The organism is Streptomyces sp. NPDC059499, from assembly GCF_042749285.1.
Classification (GTDB): Bacteria; Actinomycetota; Actinomycetes; order Streptomycetales; family Streptomycetaceae; genus Streptomyces.
Map to the genome: position 1 here is coordinate 557,459 of NZ_JBHYTT010000002.1, position 17,784 is coordinate 575,242.

Annotated in this window: 15 protein-coding genes and 1 tRNA gene; 7 read left to right on the top strand and 9 right to left on the bottom strand. The window is 69.2% G+C overall.

Translation table 11 applies throughout. From position 1 onward, the window contains the following. The first annotated feature begins 23 nt into the window (after positions 1–23). Positions 24–1,724: a GAF domain-containing sensor histidine kinase gene (locus tag ACFW9O_RS07920; RefSeq protein WP_384606297.1), complete on the top strand. Its 1,701-nt coding sequence runs from the start codon at positions 24–26 to the stop codon at positions 1,722–1,724. A gap of 53 nt (positions 1,725–1,777) precedes the next feature. Here the strand turns inward: ACFW9O_RS07920 and ACFW9O_RS07925 are convergent, their stop codons facing one another. The 5 genes from ACFW9O_RS07925 to ACFW9O_RS07945 form a co-directional block, all read right to left on the bottom strand. Further along, a complete protein-coding gene (locus ACFW9O_RS07925; protein ID WP_384606300.1) occupies positions 1,778–2,623 on the bottom strand; it encodes a Cof-type HAD-IIB family hydrolase in 846 nt (281 codons plus the stop codon). Between the two features lie 187 nt (positions 2,624–2,810). Next, positions 2,811–3,722 (bottom strand): LLM class flavin-dependent oxidoreductase, encoded by a 912-nt coding sequence (locus tag ACFW9O_RS07930; RefSeq protein ID WP_384606302.1) that lies wholly within the window; start codon positions 3,720–3,722, stop codon positions 2,811–2,813. Between the two features lie 153 nt (positions 3,723–3,875). Further along, positions 3,876–4,418 (bottom strand): RNA 2'-phosphotransferase, encoded by a 543-nt coding sequence (locus tag ACFW9O_RS07935; protein ID WP_351174407.1) that lies wholly within the window; start codon positions 4,416–4,418, stop codon positions 3,876–3,878. Between the two features lie 148 nt (positions 4,419–4,566). After that, the gene (locus tag ACFW9O_RS07940) at positions 4,567–5,514 is read right to left on the bottom strand and encodes a MerR family transcriptional regulator (protein ID WP_384606635.1); all 948 of its coding nucleotides are present in this window, start codon (positions 5,512–5,514) and stop codon (positions 4,567–4,569) included. Between the two features lie 83 nt (positions 5,515–5,597). After that, a complete protein-coding gene (locus ACFW9O_RS07945) occupies positions 5,598–7,370 on the bottom strand; it encodes an SDR family oxidoreductase (RefSeq protein WP_384606305.1) in 1,773 nt (590 codons plus the stop codon). 394 nt (positions 7,371–7,764) lie between these two features. On the opposite strand from ACFW9O_RS07945, the gene ACFW9O_RS07950 reads away from it, so the two are divergent. From ACFW9O_RS07950 to ACFW9O_RS07975, 6 genes are all read left to right on the top strand, one after another. Beyond that, positions 7,765–8,727, top strand: a complete 963-nt coding sequence (locus tag ACFW9O_RS07950) for an ABC transporter ATP-binding protein (protein WP_384606638.1) — start codon at positions 7,765–7,767, stop codon at positions 8,725–8,727. Then, entirely contained in the window at positions 8,724–9,632 is a 909-nt protein-coding gene (locus tag ACFW9O_RS07955) for an ABC transporter permease (RefSeq protein WP_351174403.1), read from the top strand. The genes ACFW9O_RS07950 and ACFW9O_RS07955 overlap by 4 nt, the downstream gene beginning before the upstream one ends. After that, complete coding sequence (locus ACFW9O_RS07960) at positions 9,629–10,540, top strand: ABC transporter ATP-binding protein (RefSeq protein WP_351174401.1); 912 nt, start codon at positions 9,629–9,631, stop codon at positions 10,538–10,540. The genes ACFW9O_RS07955 and ACFW9O_RS07960 overlap by 4 nt, the downstream gene beginning before the upstream one ends. A gap of 30 nt (positions 10,541–10,570) precedes the next feature. Next, positions 10,571–11,290, top strand: coding sequence for an ABC transporter permease subunit (locus ACFW9O_RS07965; RefSeq protein ID WP_329208992.1), 720 nt, complete (start codon positions 10,571–10,573; stop codon positions 11,288–11,290). A 295-nt stretch (positions 11,291–11,585) separates the two neighbouring features. Beyond that, positions 11,586–12,278 (top strand): hypothetical protein, encoded by a 693-nt coding sequence (locus ACFW9O_RS07970; protein WP_384606309.1) that lies wholly within the window; start codon positions 11,586–11,588, stop codon positions 12,276–12,278. Between the two features lie 274 nt (positions 12,279–12,552). Further along, positions 12,553–12,642 (top strand) — tRNA-Ser (locus tag ACFW9O_RS07975). A gap of 68 nt (positions 12,643–12,710) precedes the next feature. Here the strand turns inward: ACFW9O_RS07975 and ACFW9O_RS07980 are convergent. From ACFW9O_RS07980 to efeB, 4 genes are all read right to left on the bottom strand, one after another. After that, positions 12,711–13,526, bottom strand: coding sequence for an HAD family hydrolase (locus ACFW9O_RS07980; protein ID WP_384606312.1), 816 nt, complete (start codon positions 13,524–13,526; stop codon positions 12,711–12,713). Next, positions 13,523–14,800, bottom strand: coding sequence for a serine--tRNA ligase (gene serS, locus ACFW9O_RS07985; RefSeq protein WP_384606315.1), 1,278 nt, complete (start codon positions 14,798–14,800; stop codon positions 13,523–13,525). Before serS ends, ACFW9O_RS07980 begins: the two co-directional genes overlap by 4 nt. Positions 14,801–15,487: 687 nt before the next feature. Then, a complete protein-coding gene (gene pheA / locus ACFW9O_RS07990) occupies positions 15,488–16,423 on the bottom strand; it encodes a prephenate dehydratase (protein ID WP_384606317.1) in 936 nt (311 codons plus the stop codon). 41 nt (positions 16,424–16,464) lie between these two features. After that, positions 16,465–17,784, bottom strand: coding sequence for an iron uptake transporter deferrochelatase/peroxidase subunit (gene efeB, locus ACFW9O_RS07995; RefSeq protein ID WP_384606321.1), 1,320 nt, complete (start codon positions 17,782–17,784; stop codon positions 16,465–16,467).

Below are 17,784 nucleotides of genomic sequence, written 5' to 3' on the forward strand. Positions count from 1 at the left end.
TCATGACTAACTAGGCTCGGCTCATGCCTGAGCAGGACGCGAAGGACTCACCCGATGCCTCGGCGCAGGCTGACGAAAGCCGGCAGGGACTCTCCACGGAGCTGACCGCCCGTGTTCCGCAGCTGCTGGACGCCATGCGCTCCCTCGGTACGGGGCTGCAGCTCCATTCCACACTCGAGCGCATCTGCGAGACCGCGGCCGAGCTCACCCACGCCCGCTATGCGGCGATCGGCGTGGTCGACGAATCGGGCGACGGTCTCTCCGACTTCATCAGCCACGGGGTCCCGGCAGAGATCGCTCACGCCATCGGGCACCCGCCCGATGGCCGTACCGGGCTCCTGGGCGCGCTGATCCGCGATCCGGTTCCCATCAGGCTGTCGGACGTATCGGCCGACCCGCGCTTCACAGGGTTCCCGCCCGACCACCCCAGGATGCGGACCTTCCTCGGGGTTCCGATCCGCGTCCAGGGCGACGTCTTCGGGAATCTCTACGTGGCGGAGAAGCACGACGGGGCCGACTTCGACGACCACGACCTGCACATGCTGCGGGTGCTCGCCACGGAGGCCGGGATCGCCATCGGTCACGCGCAGCTGTACGAGGCCGCGCGCCAGCGGGAACGGTGGATCGAGGGTTCGGTGGCCGTCACCACGGCTCTGCTCTCGGGTGGGGACGCCGACGACGCGCTGGCCGTCGTCGCCGAACAGTCACGCCGTCTCGCCGATTCCGCCGCAGGAATCGTCCTCCTGCCGGCCGAGGAGGGCGGCCTGGAAATCGTCGCCGTCGCCGGTACCAAGCCGTCCGCCTCGCTCGGAGTGATCATTCCGGCACGAAGCCCTGTGGTTGCGGCGCTCCTCAGGGGCGAGGCGGTCTTCATGGATGACGCGGCGACCGACCCCCGCATGATCACCAGGCTGTCCCACCAGTTCGGCCCGCACATGCTGCTGCCGCTGCGCAGCGGCGGACGGGTGCTCGGCGCGCTCGCCGTGCCGCGGGAACGGGGCGGCCGCCCGTTCACTCAGGCGGAGCGGACGCTGGCCACCCAGTTCGCCGCGCAGGCAGCCCTCGCCCTGAAGATGGCCGAGGCCCAGCGCGACCGGGAGCGGCTCGCGGTGTACGAGGACCGGGACCGGATCGCCCGGGACCTCCACGACCTCGTCATTCAGCGCCTGTTCGCCGCCGGGATGATGCTGGAGCGTGCGCAGCGCCGCTCGTCCGTCCCCGCGGTGCGGAACGGCGTCGGACGGGCCGTCGACGAACTGGACGTGACCATCCAGGAGATCCGCACCGCCATCTTCGCGCTGCAGCAGGAAACGGCCGAGGAACCGTCCGGACTGCGGACCCGTGTGCTGCGGGAGATCAACATGGCGGCGGTGCCCCTGGGCTTCAAACCGACGCACCGCTTTCTCGGGCCCGTCGACTCGCTGGTCGGCGAACTGGCGGGCAAGAACCTCATCGCGGCGCTGCGCGAGGCACTGTCCAACACCTTCCGGCACGCCGGTGCTTCCAAGGTCGAGGTGAGCGTGGACGCGACCGCGATCCTCCCGGACGGACGGGACGCGGTGCGGCTCTCGGTCGTCGACGACGGCGTGGGTATCCCGGACAGCGGGCGGCGCAGCGGACTGCGCAACCTCGCACGTCGTGCGGAGTCCCTGGGGGGAGCGAGCTGGTTCGGACCGGGGGAGGACGGTGGCGGTGCGGTGGTGGTCTGGGAGGTCCCGCTCTGACCGTGCCCGGGTCAGCGGGCGGGCCGGTTCAACGGGCCGGTTCAGCGGGCGGCTCAGCGGGCGGCGAGGATCCGCTCGATGACGACCGCGACACCGTCCTCGTTGTTGTTGAGGGTCACCCCGGAGGCGGCAGCCACCGCGGCCGGGTGGGCATTGCCCATCGCGAACGAGGCGCCGGCCCAGCTCAGCATCTCGACATCGTTGGGCATGTCCCCGAAGGCGACCACTTCGGCCCGGTCGATGCCACGCTGCGCACAGCATGCGGCGAGCGTGCCGGCCTTGGAGACCCCGAGTCCGCTGATCTCCAGCAGGGCGGTGGGACTGGAGCGGGTGAACGAGGCGCGGTCCCCCGCAGCCTCCCGGGCCAGCGTGAGGAAAGTGTCCGGAGCCAGCTCGGGGTGGTGTGCCAGGACCTTCAGGACCGGGGCGGCGGAGCCCGGCGCCTCCTCGTGGAGCAGCTTCTCCGCAACGGCGACCGTGGCCCCCGGGTCCATGTGGAAGGGCGGGTAGGCAGGTTCGTAGTGGATGCCCGTGGTCAGCTCGACCGCGAAGGAGACCCCCGGTGCGGCCTCCCGCAGGACATGAACCACGTCCAGGGCCACGTCGCGCTCCAGCGGACGGACCTCGATCAGCCGGCCGTCCCTGTGCAGATCGGCGACGGCGGCCCCGTTCGCGCAGATCGCCATGCCGTGGCCGTGCACATGAGCGGTCACGACGTCCATCCAGCGGGCGGGACGTCCGGTGACGAAGAAGACTTCGATCCCCGCCTCCTCGGCTGCCGCGAGGGCGGCGACGGTACGGTCCGACAGGGTCTTGTCGTCGCGCAACAGGGTGCCGTCCAGGTCGGTGGCGATCAGCCGGGTCACGGCAGGCAGAGGCGAGTCGATAGCTGAAGTCACCTGCCCATTCTCCCGCATGGAGTTGCACGGGCGTGCAGAGGGGCGCACATCTGAGATGGCGCGCCCCTGAACTGCAGAACATGTCGAGGGCATATGCCGACGGCGTTTCGTCGGGAATCGTCGCCCGAACGCCGGAGAGCGCAGCTCCGCAGGAGGGTGTGGCGCAGCCGGACGCGGGCCCGGACGGTCAGCCGAGCTGGGACAGGCCCTCGGTGGCGATCCGCTCGAACACCTTCTCGTCGACGGCGAAGTCGGAGTCGGGCACCGGCCAATGCACGACGATCTCGGTGAAGCCGAGCTCGGCATGCGTACCGGCGAAGTCCACGAACGCGTCGAAGGACGACAGCGGACGGTCCGGCGTGAACCCGGTGAGCAGTACCTTGTCCAGCTCCGAGACATCCCGGCCCACGGACTCGCAGGCCGCGCCGAGCCTGGAGACCTGTCCGCGGATGGCCGCGACGGACTGCTCCGGGGTGCCGCTCTCGTACAGCTTCGGATCGCCCGTCGTCACCCACGCCTGTCCGTACCGAGCCGCGAGCTTCAGTCCCCGCGGTCCCGTGGCGGCGATCGCGAAGGGCAGCCGGGGGCTCTGTACGCAGCCCGGGATGTTCCGGGCCTCGTTCGCGGAGTAGAGCCGCCCCTCGTGCGTCACCGAAGGCTCCCGCAGCAGCCGGTCCAGGAGCGGCACGAACTCCTCGAAGTGGTCGGCGCGCTCCCGCGGTGTCCACGGCTCCTCGTCGCTCCTGCGCAGAGTCGTGGCGTCGAAGCCGTTTCCGCCGGCGCCGATCCCGAGCGTGATCCGCCCGTCGGAGACGTCGTCCAGCGTGATGAGGTCCTTGGCGAGTGTCACCGGGTGCCGGAAGTTGGGAGAGGTGACCAGGGTGCCGAGCCGCAGCCGCGATGTGGCGGCAGCGGCGGCCGTCAGGGTCGGGACGGCGCCGAACCACGGGCCGTCGCGGAAGGTCCGCCATGCCAGATGGTCGTAGGTGTACGCCGCGTGGAAACCCAGTTCCTCGGCGCGGACCCACAGCGCCCGGCCACCGTCGTGCCAGCGGCGGATGGGGAGGATCACGGTGCTCAGGCGGAGTGAGGACGTCATGCACCCGACTCTACGGCGACGCGTGGCACCCTCCGCATCGGTATGGCTCCGCGCGGGCGATGGTGCGGGCGCGGGCGCGGGTGCGGGCGGGGCAGGGCAGGGGGCGGAGCGGGCGCCGGGCGTCCGGTCCCGGCGGCGGTACTGCTCGTGCGGTCACTCGCCCAGCCGCAGGAACTGCGGTGGCACGGAGTCGGTGAGCCACACCCCGTTGGTACTGACGTGAAAGACGTGGCCCGCCCGGTGCATGGCTCCCGCGTCCACGGAGAGGATGACAGGCACTCCGCGCCGGGCGCCGACGCGGGTTGCCGTCTCGCGGTCGGGCGAGAGGTGGACGTGGTGGCGGGCCATGGGCCGCAGCCCTTCGGTACGGATCACGTCGAGTACCCGGCCCACTGTGCCGTGGTAGAGGTACGCGGGTGGCTCGGCCGGTGGCAGGCCGAGGTCGACCGTGACCGTGTGGCCCTGGTTCGCCCGGATGCGGTCGCCGTCCACGGCGAAACGCTGCTTGTCGTTGGCGGCGACGACATGGTCGAGCTCCGCGCGGGTGACGGGGAATCCGTGTCCGGCGCACGCCCGCATCAGTTCGTCGATCGGCACCCAGCCGGAGGGATCGAGGGTGATTCCGATCCGTTCCGGCTGATGCCGCAGGTGTTTCGACAGGTACTTGGACACCTTGACGGTGCGTCGTTCGTCCATCCCGTCAGAGTGCCCGCAGCGTTCGTCCCGGCGCACCCCGATTTCGCTCAGAGTTCGTGACACTCATGGGGCTGCTCATGTTTGATCCACAGCCAACTCAAGTTATCCACAGGGGATTTGGCGATTCTGTGGACAAGTGTTGTGGCATTTAGGGCTTTTGTTCAAGTCCTTCTGTTATGGCGTGAGATGCGGTCAAGGCATCCAATGCCCTGGTGTGAACCTCCCGTTCAGCTGCCGCGGCTACGAAGGCGGCGATGCCCTGCGGCCCAACAAGGTCCTGGACCGCCTGCATTGTGGAAGCCGGAAGGAGCACCGGTCGCGGTGCGGGGCGCTCAGCGGGGACGTCGGGTGCGGTGAGGTGATTCTGCAGATGGCGTACTGCCAACCGTCCCATGGCGCGGGCCAGTTCGGCATCCACCACTTGCTGGGCGAGCGGGCGCAGGTGGCGCACCATCGAGGCGGCCTCCGCCGCGTCCGTGTCGGTTCGACTTCGATGGTCCGCGTAGCGGGCGAAGACGTGTTCGGCGGTGAACTCCAGGAAGCGGCAAGCGATGTGCTCGACCTGCTGCCGGAGTTCCCCCAGGTGACCGGAGATTGCGGAGAGAGGCACTCCGGCGGCGTGCAACTCCACGGCCACCGAAAGTTCTTGGGGACTCGGAACCAAAAACTCGTCGACGCTCCCCGGGGCGGGCTCGAGTACGCCGAGAGCAACCGCGTCCGCCACCGCTTCGGCGAACCCGTCCGTCACCGCACCCTCGACCGACGCGCTGCCCGGCATCCCACCGAACTTCGCCTCCAGCTCCACCCTCGTGATCCGGCCCGCCTCCTCGTCCGACCACGGGCCCTGCACCTCGGCGACCAGACCGAGCACTCCGCCGAGCCCGCGCCCCGTGTCCCAGGCGTCCAGCAGCTCCCTGATGCTGGTCAGGGTGTAGCCACGGTCCAGCAGGCCGGCGATCTGCCTGAGGCGGGTCAGATGTATCTCCCCGTACACGTTGGCCCGCCCGCGCCGCTCCGGTGCGGGCAGCAGGCCGCGGTCCTGGTAGGCGCGGATCGTACGGACGGTCGCACCACTGGCCTGCGCCAGGTCCTCGATCCGGAACTCCGGGACGACCGGTCCCCTGCCGTCCGGGTTCGCCGGAGCGTTCCGGCTCTGCGCTCCTGACGGTCGGGGCTCGCTCACAGCGGCGGCTTCAGCCGGGCGATCCCACGCAGCACTCCGGGGCTGATCCGCGAGAGCAGCCGGGAACCGCGGGCCTCGGGCGTCACCGGCACGACGGCCCGGTTGTGCACCACGGCTCCGAGAATCGCGTCGGCGACCTTCTCCGGAGGGTAGTTGCGGAGCGCGTACAGGCGGCCCGTGCGCTTCCGGAGGCGGTTCTCCTCAGCCGCATCCGTCCCGGCGAAGCGAGCCGTCCCGGTGATGCCGGTGTTGACGATGCCCGGGCATATCGCACTGACGCCGATCGACTGCTCGGCCAGCTCCGCACGGAGGCATTCGCTGAGCATCAGCACGGCGGCCTTCGAGGTGCTGTACGCGGGCAGGGTCCTCGACGGCTGGTAGGCGGCTGCCGAAGCGATGTTGACGATATGACCGCCCTGGCCACGGGCGGCCATCTGCCTGCCGAAGATCCGGCAGCCGTGGATGACACCCCACAGATTGACGTCGAGGACGTTCCGCCAGTCCTGGCTCGTGGTCTCCAGGAAGGAACCGGACAGTCCGATGCCGGCGTTGTTCACCAGGACGTCGACGACTCCGTACTCCGCCGCGACCTTCTCGGCGAGCTTCTCCATCGCCTGCTCGTCGCCGACGTCCACCACCTCGCTCCAGGCGTCCTGCGCACCGGACCGCAGGGCCTCCTGCGCCGCCCGGGCCGCCCCCTCCGGGTCCCGGTCCACGACCACCACGCGCGCGCCCGCTGCCGCGAACGCCAGGGCGGTGGCGCGGCCGATGCCACCGGCCGCGCCCGTCACCAGGACCAACTGCCCGCTGAACCGGTCCGCGTGTGCCCCGGTCGCCACGGTCTCCGGCGCGGCCGCGCCACCCTTGCCTGCCGCTTCGCCGGCAGTGACGAAGTCGCTGATCCAGGCGGACAGCTGATCCGGCCTCGTACGCGGGACCCAGTGCTTGGCAGGAAGGGACCGACGCACCAACCGAGGTGCCCAGAGGCCGAGTTCGTCGTAGAGCGTCGCCGAGAGGAAGATGTCACCGGTCGGGGTGATCAGCTGGACGGGCACATGGGCGACCGCGTCGGTGCGAGGTCTGCGCAGGCGGGCCCGGACGTTGTCGCGGTAGAGCCAGGCCCCGTGCGACGCGTCCCTCGGAAGCGAGGGCGTCGGATAGCCGTCCGCGGGCACCTTCTCCATCCGCCGCAGAATGCGCGGCCACTGCTTGCCGAGCGTCCCGCGCCAGGCGAGCTCGGGCAGGACGGGCGTGTGCAGGGCGTACACGTACCAGGACTTGGCGCCCTGGCCGAGCAGCTGACCGAGGCGCCGTGGCGTGGGGCGGGACACCCGCTGCTTGATCCAGTGCCCGAAGTGGTCCAGGGACGGGCCCGACATCGAGGTGAACGAGGCGATGCGGCCCTTGGTCCGCTCGACCGTGGCGAACTCCCAGGCCTGGACCGAACCCCAGTCGTGGCCGACCACGTGCACCGGCCGGTCCGGGCTCACCGCGTCCACGACGGACAGGAAGTCATCCGTCAGCTTCTCCAGCGTGAAGCCGCCGCGCAGGGGTCTGGGCGCCGTCGACCGGCCATGTCCCCGCACGTCGTACAGCACGACATGCCAGTGCCCGGCCAGCCGCAGCGCGACCTGCGACCAGACCTCCTTGCTGTCCGGATAGCCGTGCACCAGGACGATGGTCGGCAGTGTCGGGTCGCCCAGCTCGGCGACGCACAGCTCGACTCCGCCCGTACGAACCCAGCGCTCGCGCGCGCCTTGCAGATTCACGCAGCCCCCTTGGTCTGTGCGGTGTCGCGATACGTGCCCGTAACGTGACACCGATGAATGTGACAATCCCTGACGGCTGCGTCAAGGGGTGCGCCGGGCCTGTGGACAACGGCCTGTGGACAACGGGATGTGGACAACCCGGTGCGGACGCGGACGCCGTAAGGGCGGGCACGGTGTGAGGGCGGCACGAGCAAGGCGCCGGGGCCGTGTGTCCCGGCTCGGGATGGTGTGCGGCTCCCGGCTCCTCCCTCGTGGGGTCCCCCCTACGGGTCCGTACGCCTGGAGTCGGACGCGGATACCACCGTCAGGTCTGACGACTCCTGTGGTGCGCGCCACTACCTTCGAAGACGTGACTGTGATCGCGACCGAAAGCCTGAGCAAGCGGTTCCCCAGGGTGACCGCTCTTGACCGGCTCTCCTTGGACATCGGACCGGGCGTAACCGGCCTGGTGGGCGCCAACGGAGCCGGCAAGTCCACATTGATCAAGATCCTGCTGGGTCTGTCCCCCGCCACCGAGGGCCGGGCCGCGGTGCTCGGGCTCGACGTCGCCACCAGTGGCGCCGCGATCCGGGAACGGGTCGGGTACATGCCCGAGCACGACTGCCTGCCCCCTGATGTATCGGCGACCGAGTTCGTCGTGCACATGGCGCGGATGTCCGGACTGCCGCCGACGGCAGCGCGCGAGCGCACCGCCGACACGCTGCGCCACGTCGGTCTGTACGAGGAGCGCTACCGCCCCATCGGCGGCTACTCGACCGGTATGAAGCAGCGGGTGAAGCTGGCGCAGGCTCTGGTCCACGACCCCCAGCTGGTCCTCCTCGACGAGCCGACCAACGGGCTGGACCCGGTGGGCCGCGACGAGATGCTCGGTCTGATCCGTCGTGTACACACCGACTTCGGTATCTCCGTGCTGGTCACCTCGCACCTCCTGGGCGAACTCGAGCGCACCTGCGACCACGTCGTCGTCATCGACGGCGGTGCTCTGCTGCGTTCGAGCTCCACCAGCGACTTCACCCAGATCACGACGACCCTGGCGGTCGAGGTCACCGACAGCGACGACCACCCGGACGGCACCGACGCCCTGCGCCGGAGTCTCACCGGAGCCGGGGTCAAGCTCATCGGCCTGGACGGTCTCGACTCGGAGGGTCTGCCCGGCGCGGGCCACATCCTCCTGGTCGAGGCGACGGGCGAGGAGACGTACGACCTGGTCCGCGACAGCGTCGCCGGACTCGGACTCGGTCTCATCCGGATGGAACAGCGACGGCACCACATCGCCGAGGTCTTCCGTACCGAAGAGGCACCGCAGGCCATGACCGCGACAGCCGGGGCCGTACAGCAGAAGGGGAGCGGTCGATGAGCACCGAGACCGGGACCGTGACCGGGAGCGACACCTCCCGGATCCACAACATCGGGTACCGCTCCTACGACGGGGTCCGCCTGGGCCGGGCCTATGCCCGCCGTTCGCTCTACTCCCAGTCCCTGCGAGGCTCGTTCGGGCTGGGCCGTTCCGCGAAGTCCAAGGTGCTGCCGATGCTGCTGTGCGGGGTGATGTGCCTGGTGGCGCTGATCATTGTCGCGGTCGCGATCGCCACGCCGAACATGACGAAACTTCCCATCAAGTACACGGCGTTCGCGATCTACCTGCAGGCGGTGATCGGGCTGTTCATCGCCTCGCAGGCACCGCAGTCCGTGTCGAGGGACCTTCGCTTCAAGAGCGTTCCGCTGTACTTCTCGCGGCCGATCGAGCGCGTCGACTACGTGGTCGCCAAGTTCGCGGCCATGGCTTCGGCCCTCTTCATCCTCACCGGCCTGCCCCTCATCATCCTTTACGCGGGCGCGCTGCTCGCGAAGTTCGACTTCGCCGACCAGACCGCGGGCTTCGGGCAGGGGCTGGTCTCGGTGGCGCTGCTGTCCGTGCTGTTCGCCGGGATCGGACTGGTGGTGGCCGCCCTTACGCCGCGCCGCGGGTTCGGTGTCGCCGCGGTGATCGCCGTACTGACCATCACCTACGGTGCGGTCTCCACGGTCCAGGCGATCGCCTGGTCGACGGACTCCATGGGAGCCATCACCTGGCTGGGTCTCTTCTCCCCGATCACGCTGATCGACGGGGTGCAGACCGCGTACCTCGGTGCCACCACCAACTTCCCCGGCGGAGTGGGCCCGGGTGCCGGTGCCGGGGTGGCCTATCTGATCGTTGTACTCGCGCTCGTCGCCGGCTCGTACGCCGTACTGATGCGCCGCTACCGGAGGGTCGGGCTGTGACCACCATCGAGATCGACCACACGTCGCGCTGGTTCGGGAACGTGGTCGCCGTCAACGACGTGAGCATGACCGTGGGGCCCGGTGTCACCGGGCTGTTGGGCCCCAACGGTGCCGGAAAGTCCACGCTGATCAACATGATGGCGGGATTCCTGGCTCCCTCGACGGGCAAGGTCACGCTCGACGGCAAGACCATCTGGCGCAACGAGGCGGTCTACAAGGCGATCGGGATCGTGCCGGAGCGGGAAGGCATGTACGACTTCCTGACCGGCCGGGAGTTCGTCGTCGCCAACGCGGAACTGCACGGGCTCGGCGACGCGGAGGCGCGCAGGGCGCTGGCCACGGTCGAGATGGAGTACGCGCAGGACCGCAAGATCTCGACGTACAGCAAGGGCATGCGCCAGCGCGTGAAGATGGCGTCCGCCCTGGTTCACGAGCCCTCGGTACTGCTCCTCGACGAGCCGTTCAACGGCATGGACCCGCGCCAGCGCATGCAACTGATGGAGCTGCTGCGGCGGATGGGGGCGGAGGGGCGCACGGTTCTCTTCTCCTCCCACATCCTCGAGGAGGTCGAGCAGCTCGCCTCGCACATCGAGGTCATCGTGGCGGGGCGGCATGCCGCGTCCGGTGACTTCCGGAAGATCCGCCGGTTGATGACGGACCGGCCGCACCGCTATCTCGTGCGGTCGAGCGACGACCGGGCACTGGCTGCCGCGCTCATCGCCGACCCGTCGACCGCGGGGATCGAGATCGACCTGAGCGAGCAGGCCCTGCGTATCCAGGCCGTCGACTTCGGGCGCTTCACCACGCTGCTGCCGAAGGTGGCACGCGAACAGGGCATCCGGCTGCTGACCGTTTCGCCGTCCGACGAATCCCTCGAATCGGTCTTTTCCTATCTCGTAGCGGCCTGAGTAGTGGCCTGAAAGGAGCTGTGAAGCGTCATGTACGACCCCACAGTCGCCCGGCTCACCTACCGGGCCCTGCTCGGCCGGCGCCGGGCCGCCATCCTGTTCATCCTGCCCGTTCTGCTGGTGGCCATCGCCGTGGCGGTACGGGCGTTCGCCGGGGCCGATGACGACGTCGCCTCCGGTGTGCTCGGCGGTTTCGCCATCGCCACGATGGTGCCGCTGATCGGCGTCATCGCCGGGACCGGAGCCATCGGACCGGAGATCGACGACGGTTCGATCGTGTATCTGCTCGCCAAGCCGGTGAAGCGGCCCACGATCATCTTCACCAAGCTGATCGTCGCCATCGCCGTGACGATGCTCTTCTCCGCGCTGCCGACCTTCGTCGCGGGCATGATCCTCAACGGCAACGGCGGGCAGATCGCCGTGGCCTACACGATCGCGGCGCTGGTCGCCTCGATCGCCTACAGCGCGCTGTTCCTGCTGCTCGGCACGGTCAGCAGGCACGCGGTGGTCTTCGGCCTGGTCTACGCGCTGGTCTGGGAAGCCCTCTTCGGCAGCCTGGTACCGGGGGCCAGGACCCTCAGTGTGCAGCAGTGGTCCCTCTCGGTTGCCGAGAAGGTCGCCGGGGAGGGCCTGGTGACCTCGGACGTCGGCCTGCCGCTCGCAACGGTTCTGCTGGCGGGCGTCACGATCGTGGCCACGTGGTACGCGGGGCAGAAGCTGAGGGCCCTGAAGCTCGCCGGCGAGGAGTGAGACCGCTTCCACCCGCCTGGTATGCCGTGCAACCCCCGTCCGATGGGCGGGGGTTGTCCTATGAGCGGACAGTGGAACGCGTAACTGTACGGTTATCGGCTCGTTGACCTGGATGCGTGGAGGCAACTGGGATCTGTGGCGTCGAGCTTTCGTGAATCAGGGGAATGCCGGCATGGGTGGGGCTGTGTCCCGCTGTACCGGTCATCGAGTGAGTGGCAACCGTGAGCGTCCTCCGCCCTCGTAGCCCGGGGACAGGGCCGTCCGTCGTCGTTTCCGCGGTACGAAAGGTATGCCCATGCCCACGGAAGTTGCCCTGCTCGAATCGCACGCCCTGCGCGTGGAGCAGATGGGGCGCGTCGACGCCCTCGACAAGGTCAAGAGCCTTGTCATGCTCCCTGACGGGATTCACGTTCGCACAGATGACGTGGCTCGTTACTTCGAAGTATCCACAGAGGTCATCAAGAAGGTGACGCAGCGCCATCGTGCTGAGGTGGAGGAGAACGGACTCAGGCTCCTCCGAGGGTCTGAGCTGCGCGTCTTCCATAGGGACATGATGTCCCTATGGGGCGGGGAGGTACGTGAAAGTTATCCACAGGCGGCTACGCAGCTCACGCTGTACACCCGCAGGACCGTGCTCAACGTCGCCATGCTTCTTCGCGACAGCGACATCGCCCGCTGCGTCCGGACCTATCTGCTCGATGCCGAGGAGGACCTCCGGGCGTCCATCGCCTCGCTCGACCAGCGGGTCACCCGTGTCGAGGGGTGCCTCGTCGGCGTCGGCAGCGCGCTCCAGGAGCTCGGTCCCGTACTGGGCAGGATGTCGCACCGGCTCGATGTCCTCGACCGGAAGCTGGACGTCACCCACCAGGTCGTCGGGGCCATCAGCCTCCGGCTCACCGACGTCTCCCAGGACATCGTCCGGCTGGACGCCCGCATGGACGACTTCGCCCGGCACCTCAAGGACCTGAGCCGCAGCAAGCACAGCTGACATCCGGTTTGGGGAGGGCGGCCGCCGGGGGCCGGGGAAAAGCAGTGGCCCCCGGCGGCCGCCCTCGGGCACAGTGAGGGGGACGGCGCACGCGAACAGGGCGCCCACGAAGACCGGGAGAGGAGCGCGGCGATGACCGAGAGTCCGAGTCCGTCGAGTTCCCAGCAGGGTGGTCCGCAGCCGGTACCGCAGTAGCTGACGCATCAGCTGCGCGTGAACCGCTGAGCAGGGCCCCCGGGGTGGCTTTCCCTGCGCATCGCGCGGCCACCCTCCCGGAGGATTGGCCGAGTGGTAAGGCAGCGGCTTGCTAAGCCGTCGTCGGGGGCGTGCCCCCGCGCGCGTTCGATCCGCGCATCCTCCGCCACCATGAGCAGCAGAACCGGACCCATCGCAGAACCGGCCCTGCCGCAGGAACCCCCGCCGCAGGAACCCCTACGCGCGCGTGGCCGTCCTGAGCAGCTCCTCGAGCACCACCGCGATGCCGTCGTGCTCGTTCGACGCCGTGATCTCGTGCGCCACTGCCTTGAGGTCGTCGTGCGCGTTGGCCATGGCCACACCGTGCTGCGCCCAGCCGAACATGGGGATGTCGTTCGGCATGTCACCGAAAGCCAGCGTGTCCGCGGCCTTCAGCCCCAGGCGGCGGGCGGCCAGCGAGAGCCCGGTCGCCTTGCTGAGGCCGAGGGGAAGGATCTCCACGACACCCGGGCCCGCCATCACGACGTCCACCAGGCTGCCGACGGCGCCGCGCGCGGCCTTGGCCAGGGCGTCGTCACCGAGTTCCGGGTGCTGGATGTAGACCTTGTTCAGGGGGGCGGTCCACATCTCGGCGGCGTCGTCCACGAACAGGGCGGGGAGCGGTCCTTCCTGCACCCGGTAGCCGGGTCCGACCAGCACCTCGCCGTCGAGTCCGTCCCGGCTCGCCGCCAGCGCGAGCGGGCCGACCTCCGCCTCGATCTTGGACAGGGCGAGACCCGCGAGCTGCCGGTCCAGGGTCAGGGAGGTCAGCAGCTTGTGCTCGCCCGCGTGGTAGACCTGCGCGCCCTGGCCGCACACCGCGAGGCCGTCGTAGCCCAGGTCGTCCAGGATGTGCCGGGTCCAGGGGACCGCGCGTCCGGTGACGATGATGTGCGCCGCGCCGGCCGCGGTAGCCGCGGCCAGCGCCTCGCGTGTGCGCTCGGAGACCGTGTCGTCGTCACGCAGCAGCGTGCCGTCGAGATCGGTGGCGACGAGCTTGTAGGGGAAGCTCACTTGGAGACCGGCTCCAGAACCTCGCGCCCGCCCAGATACGGACGGAGCATCTCCGGAACCCGTACGGAACCGTCCGCCAGCTGGTGGTTCTCCAGGATGGCCACGATCGTGCGCGGTACGGCGCAGAGCGTGCCGTTCAGAGTGGCCAGCGGCTGGACCTTCTTTCCGTCGCGCATGCGGACGGAGAGGCGCCGGGCCTGGAAGCCGTTGCAGTTCGACGCGGAGGTCAGCTCCCGGTACTTGCCCTGGGTCGGGATCCAGGCCTCGCAGTCGAACTTGCGGGAGGCCGAAGCACCCAGGTCGCCGGTGGCGACGTCGATCACCTGGAAGGGCAGCTCGAGGCCGGTGAGCCACTGCTTCTCCCAGTCGAGGAGCCTGCGGTGCTCGGCTTCGGCGTCCTCGGGGTCGACGTACGAGAACATCTCGACCTTGTCGAACTGGTGGACGCGGAAGATGCCCCGGGTGTCCTTGCCGTACGTACCGGCCTCACGGCGGAAGCAGGGCGAGAAGCCCGCGTACCGCAGGGGCAGCTTGTCGGCGTCGATGATCTCGTCCATGTGGTACGCCGCGAGCGGGACCTCGGAGGTGCCGACCAGGTAGTAGTCGTCCTTCTCCAGGTGGTACACGTTCTCCGCGGCCTGGCCGAGGAAACCGGTGCCCTCCATCGCGCGCGGCCGGACCAGCGCGGGGGTCAGCATCGGGATGAAGCCGGCCTCGGTCGCCTGTGCGATCGCCGCGTTGACCAGGGCGAGTTCGAGCAGCGCGCCGACCCCGGTCAGGTAGTAGAAGCGCGAGCCGGAGACCTTGGCGCCGCGCTCCATGTCGATGGCGCCGAGCGACTCGCCGAGCTCCAGGTGGTCCTTGGGCTCGAAGCCCTCCGCACCGAAGTCACGGATCGTGCCGTGCGTCTCCAGGACGACGAAGTCCTCCTCACCGCCGACCGGCACGTCCTCGTGGACGATGTTGCCGAGGAGGAGGAGCAGCCGCTTGGCTTCGGCGTCGGCCTCGTCCTGCGCTGCGTCGGCCGCCTTGACTTCGGTCTTCAGCTGATCGGCCTTCTTGAGGAGTTCGGTGCGCTCCTCGGGTGTTGCCTTGGGGATCAGCTTCCCGAGCGACTTCTGCTCGGAGCGGAGTTCGTCGAAGCGGACGCCGGACGACCTGCGCAGCTCGTCGGCGGAGAGCAGGGCGTCGACGAGGGCGACGTCCTCTCCACGGGCGCGCTGGGAGGCGCGAACACGGTCGGGGTCCTCACGGAGCAGGCGAAGGTCAATCACCCCCCAAGGCTACCGGTGCGGGGATCCGCAGCTCGAACCGATATCGACGAGCGTGTCCGTTTGCCCGAATTGCCGGGATTGGTAATCCTGGCGGAGAATCATCGGGGCTGGTGGCGGGCATTCCACGGCAAACGTCGGGCGGGCCAAGGGGGCGGTCGCCAATGTCATCGATGTCGCCAATGTCGTCAATAAGGGGCCCGATTGCTCCGAAAGTGGAGCAAGTGCCTTCACGCCCCGGTGCATCGTCGGTGCTTCGGGCGGGAGTTGAGGGTGTGGGCCGGGGTCTTGTCCACAGGGGTGCGTAGGTTCATTTAGTTATCCACAGGCTGTGAAGAAGATCTGTGGACATCGGAAGAGATCGTTCCGAATGCCGCATGAAGGTGGATGGATTCCTTCCGAAACCTGGTTCGCGCACTCATTCGGGTGGGAATTGATCGCTCTGGGGAGTTGATCAATGGAATTGGGCCGACAGGTGCAGGACTGGGGGGCTGCGGGGGATCCGGGCTCGCTGGGGTGATTTGTCGACCATGTCGTGTTGCGCTGTCGACTTGTCCCCAGGTTGCGAGGGTGCCTGTGGATAACTTTGCGCCGGGCATGAGATCCGAAAGTAGAACCGGGCGGTCACGCGCGACGGGTCCCTCCCCGCCCCTGTTCCCGCCCTGGCGACTTCTGCCGTGTCCTGGCTTGTCAGGCCCGGCCGTCCTGGCTGCGTGCGAGCCAGTCCGAGGCCTCGGTGAAGTCCCTGTCGGACGTCCCGGGGCGCACGGCACGTACGTCCTCGGGCGTCACTCCGGCTCGCGGATACGAACCCAGGAAGCGCACCTTCGGGCAGATCCGCTTCAGCCCCATCAGGGCCTCCCCGACCCGGCGGTCCGCGATGTGTCCTTCCGCGTCCACGGCGAAGCAGTAGTTCCCGATGCCCTCCCCCGTCGGCCGTGACTGGATCAGCATGAGGTTGACGCCTCGCACGGCGAACTCCTGGAGTAGTTCGAGGAGGGCGCCCGGGTGGTCGTCGCCGAGCCAGATGACGACCGACGTCTTGTCCGCACCGGTCGGTGCCGACGGCCTGGCGGGCCGCCCCACCAGGACGAAGCGCGTCTGCGCGTTCTCCGCGTCGTGGATCTCCGTGACCAGTGGCTCCAGCCCGTAGGTCGACGCGGCGAACTCACCGGCGAAGGCGGCGTCGTAACGCCCCTCCTGGACCAGTCGGGCACCGTCCGCGTTCGAGGCGGCGGACTCCCACACCGCGTTCGGCAGATGGGCCGCCATCCAGTTGCGTACCTGCGGCTGCGCGGCCGGGTGAGCGGTGACGGTCTTGATGTCCGACAGCTTGGTCCCGGGGCGCACCAGCAGCGCGAAGGTGATGGAGAGCAACACCTCGCGGTAGATCATCAGCGGTGCGCCGCTGGCCAGCTCGTCCAGCGTCGCGGTGATCCCGCCCTCGACGGAGTTCTCGATGGGGACGAGTGCCGCCGCCGCCTCCCCGTTGCGTACCGCGTCCAGTGCCGCCGGTACGGAGAGCATCGGGGCGAGCTCACGGGTGGCGGCTTCCGGAAGGGTACGGAGGGCAACCTCGGTGAAGGTGCCTTCGGGGCCGAGATAGGCGTAGCGCGTGGCTGACATACGGTCACCCTAATGGGCCGTACGGGAGGGCCCGAGCGAACTCACCCTTCCAGCAGACGCTGCCCCACGTACTCGCCGGGCGCGGTACCACCCGGAACGGCGAAGACGCCGCTGGCCTCGTGCCGGATGAACGGTGAGAGCGCGTCCCCCCGGTCGAGTTTGCGCTGTACCGGAACGAAGCCCCTGAACGGATCGGCCTGCCAGCAGACGAAGAGCAGCCCGGCGTCCGGAGTGCCGTCCGTGGAGATGCCGTCGTGGTACGAGAACGGGCGTCGCAGCATCGCGGCTCCGCCGTTCTTCTCGGGGGAGGAGATCCGGGCGTGGGCGTTGTCGGGGATCAGCAGCCTGCCGTCCCGGCCTGCCTTCTCCAGGTCCATCCCGGTGGTCTCCGAGCCGCCGCTCAGAGGTGCGCCGTCCGCCTTGCGCCGCCCGATGACCCGCTCCTGGCGGTCGACCGTGAGCTTCTCCCAGTCGTCCAGGAGCATCCTGATCCGCCGTACGACCGCGTAGGAGCCGCCCGCCATCCACTCGTGGGCAGAAGCGGAGGAAGACGAGCCCTCCGATGCACCTGAGGTGCCTGCGGCGTCTGCCGACGGGACGAAGATCCGCCGGTCGAAGTCGCTCTCCTCCGGCTTCGGGTTGCCCGTCCCGTCGATCTGGCCCATCAGGTTGCGGGCGGTCATCGGCCGGGCGGTTGCTCCCGGAGTGCGGTTGAAGCCGTTCATCTGCCAGCGCACCCGCGCCGTCGCGCCGGCCTCCTTCTGGATGGTGCGCAGCGCGTGGAAGGCGACGAGCGCGTCGTCGGAGCCGATCTGCACCCAGAGATCACCGTTGGACCGCTTGGCGTCGAGGTGGTCGGAGGAGAACGGCGGCAGGGGGTCCAGTGCGGCAGGCCGGCGGGAGACCAGGCCCGTGCGTTCGAAGAAGGTGCGGCCGAATCCGAAGGTGACCGTCAGAGAGGACGGTCCGGCGTCCAGGGCGACCCCCGTGTCGTGGCCGGTGCCGCCCCCGGCCGGCTTGCCGGCCATCAGCAGCTGCGCCAGTACCGACCACCGGCGCATCAGGGCGGCGGCTTCCTTCCGGCCCGCGCCGGGCGCCAGGTCGAAGGCGATCAGATGTCCGCGGGCCTGAAGCGGAGTGGTGATCCCCGGTTGATGTTTCCCGTGAAACATCGCCTCGGTCGAACCGACGGCGGTGAGCGGGGCCGGTTCGTCGCTCGTCGCCGCGTATCCGCCGGCGCCTCCGGCCGCGCCCAGCACCAGGCCGGTGGCTCCGGCTGCTCCGGCGCTGCCGATCAGCCGCCTGCGGGAGATACCGGCGCCACCGACGCCTTCGCTCTTCCTGCCCTTGTTCCTGCTCAT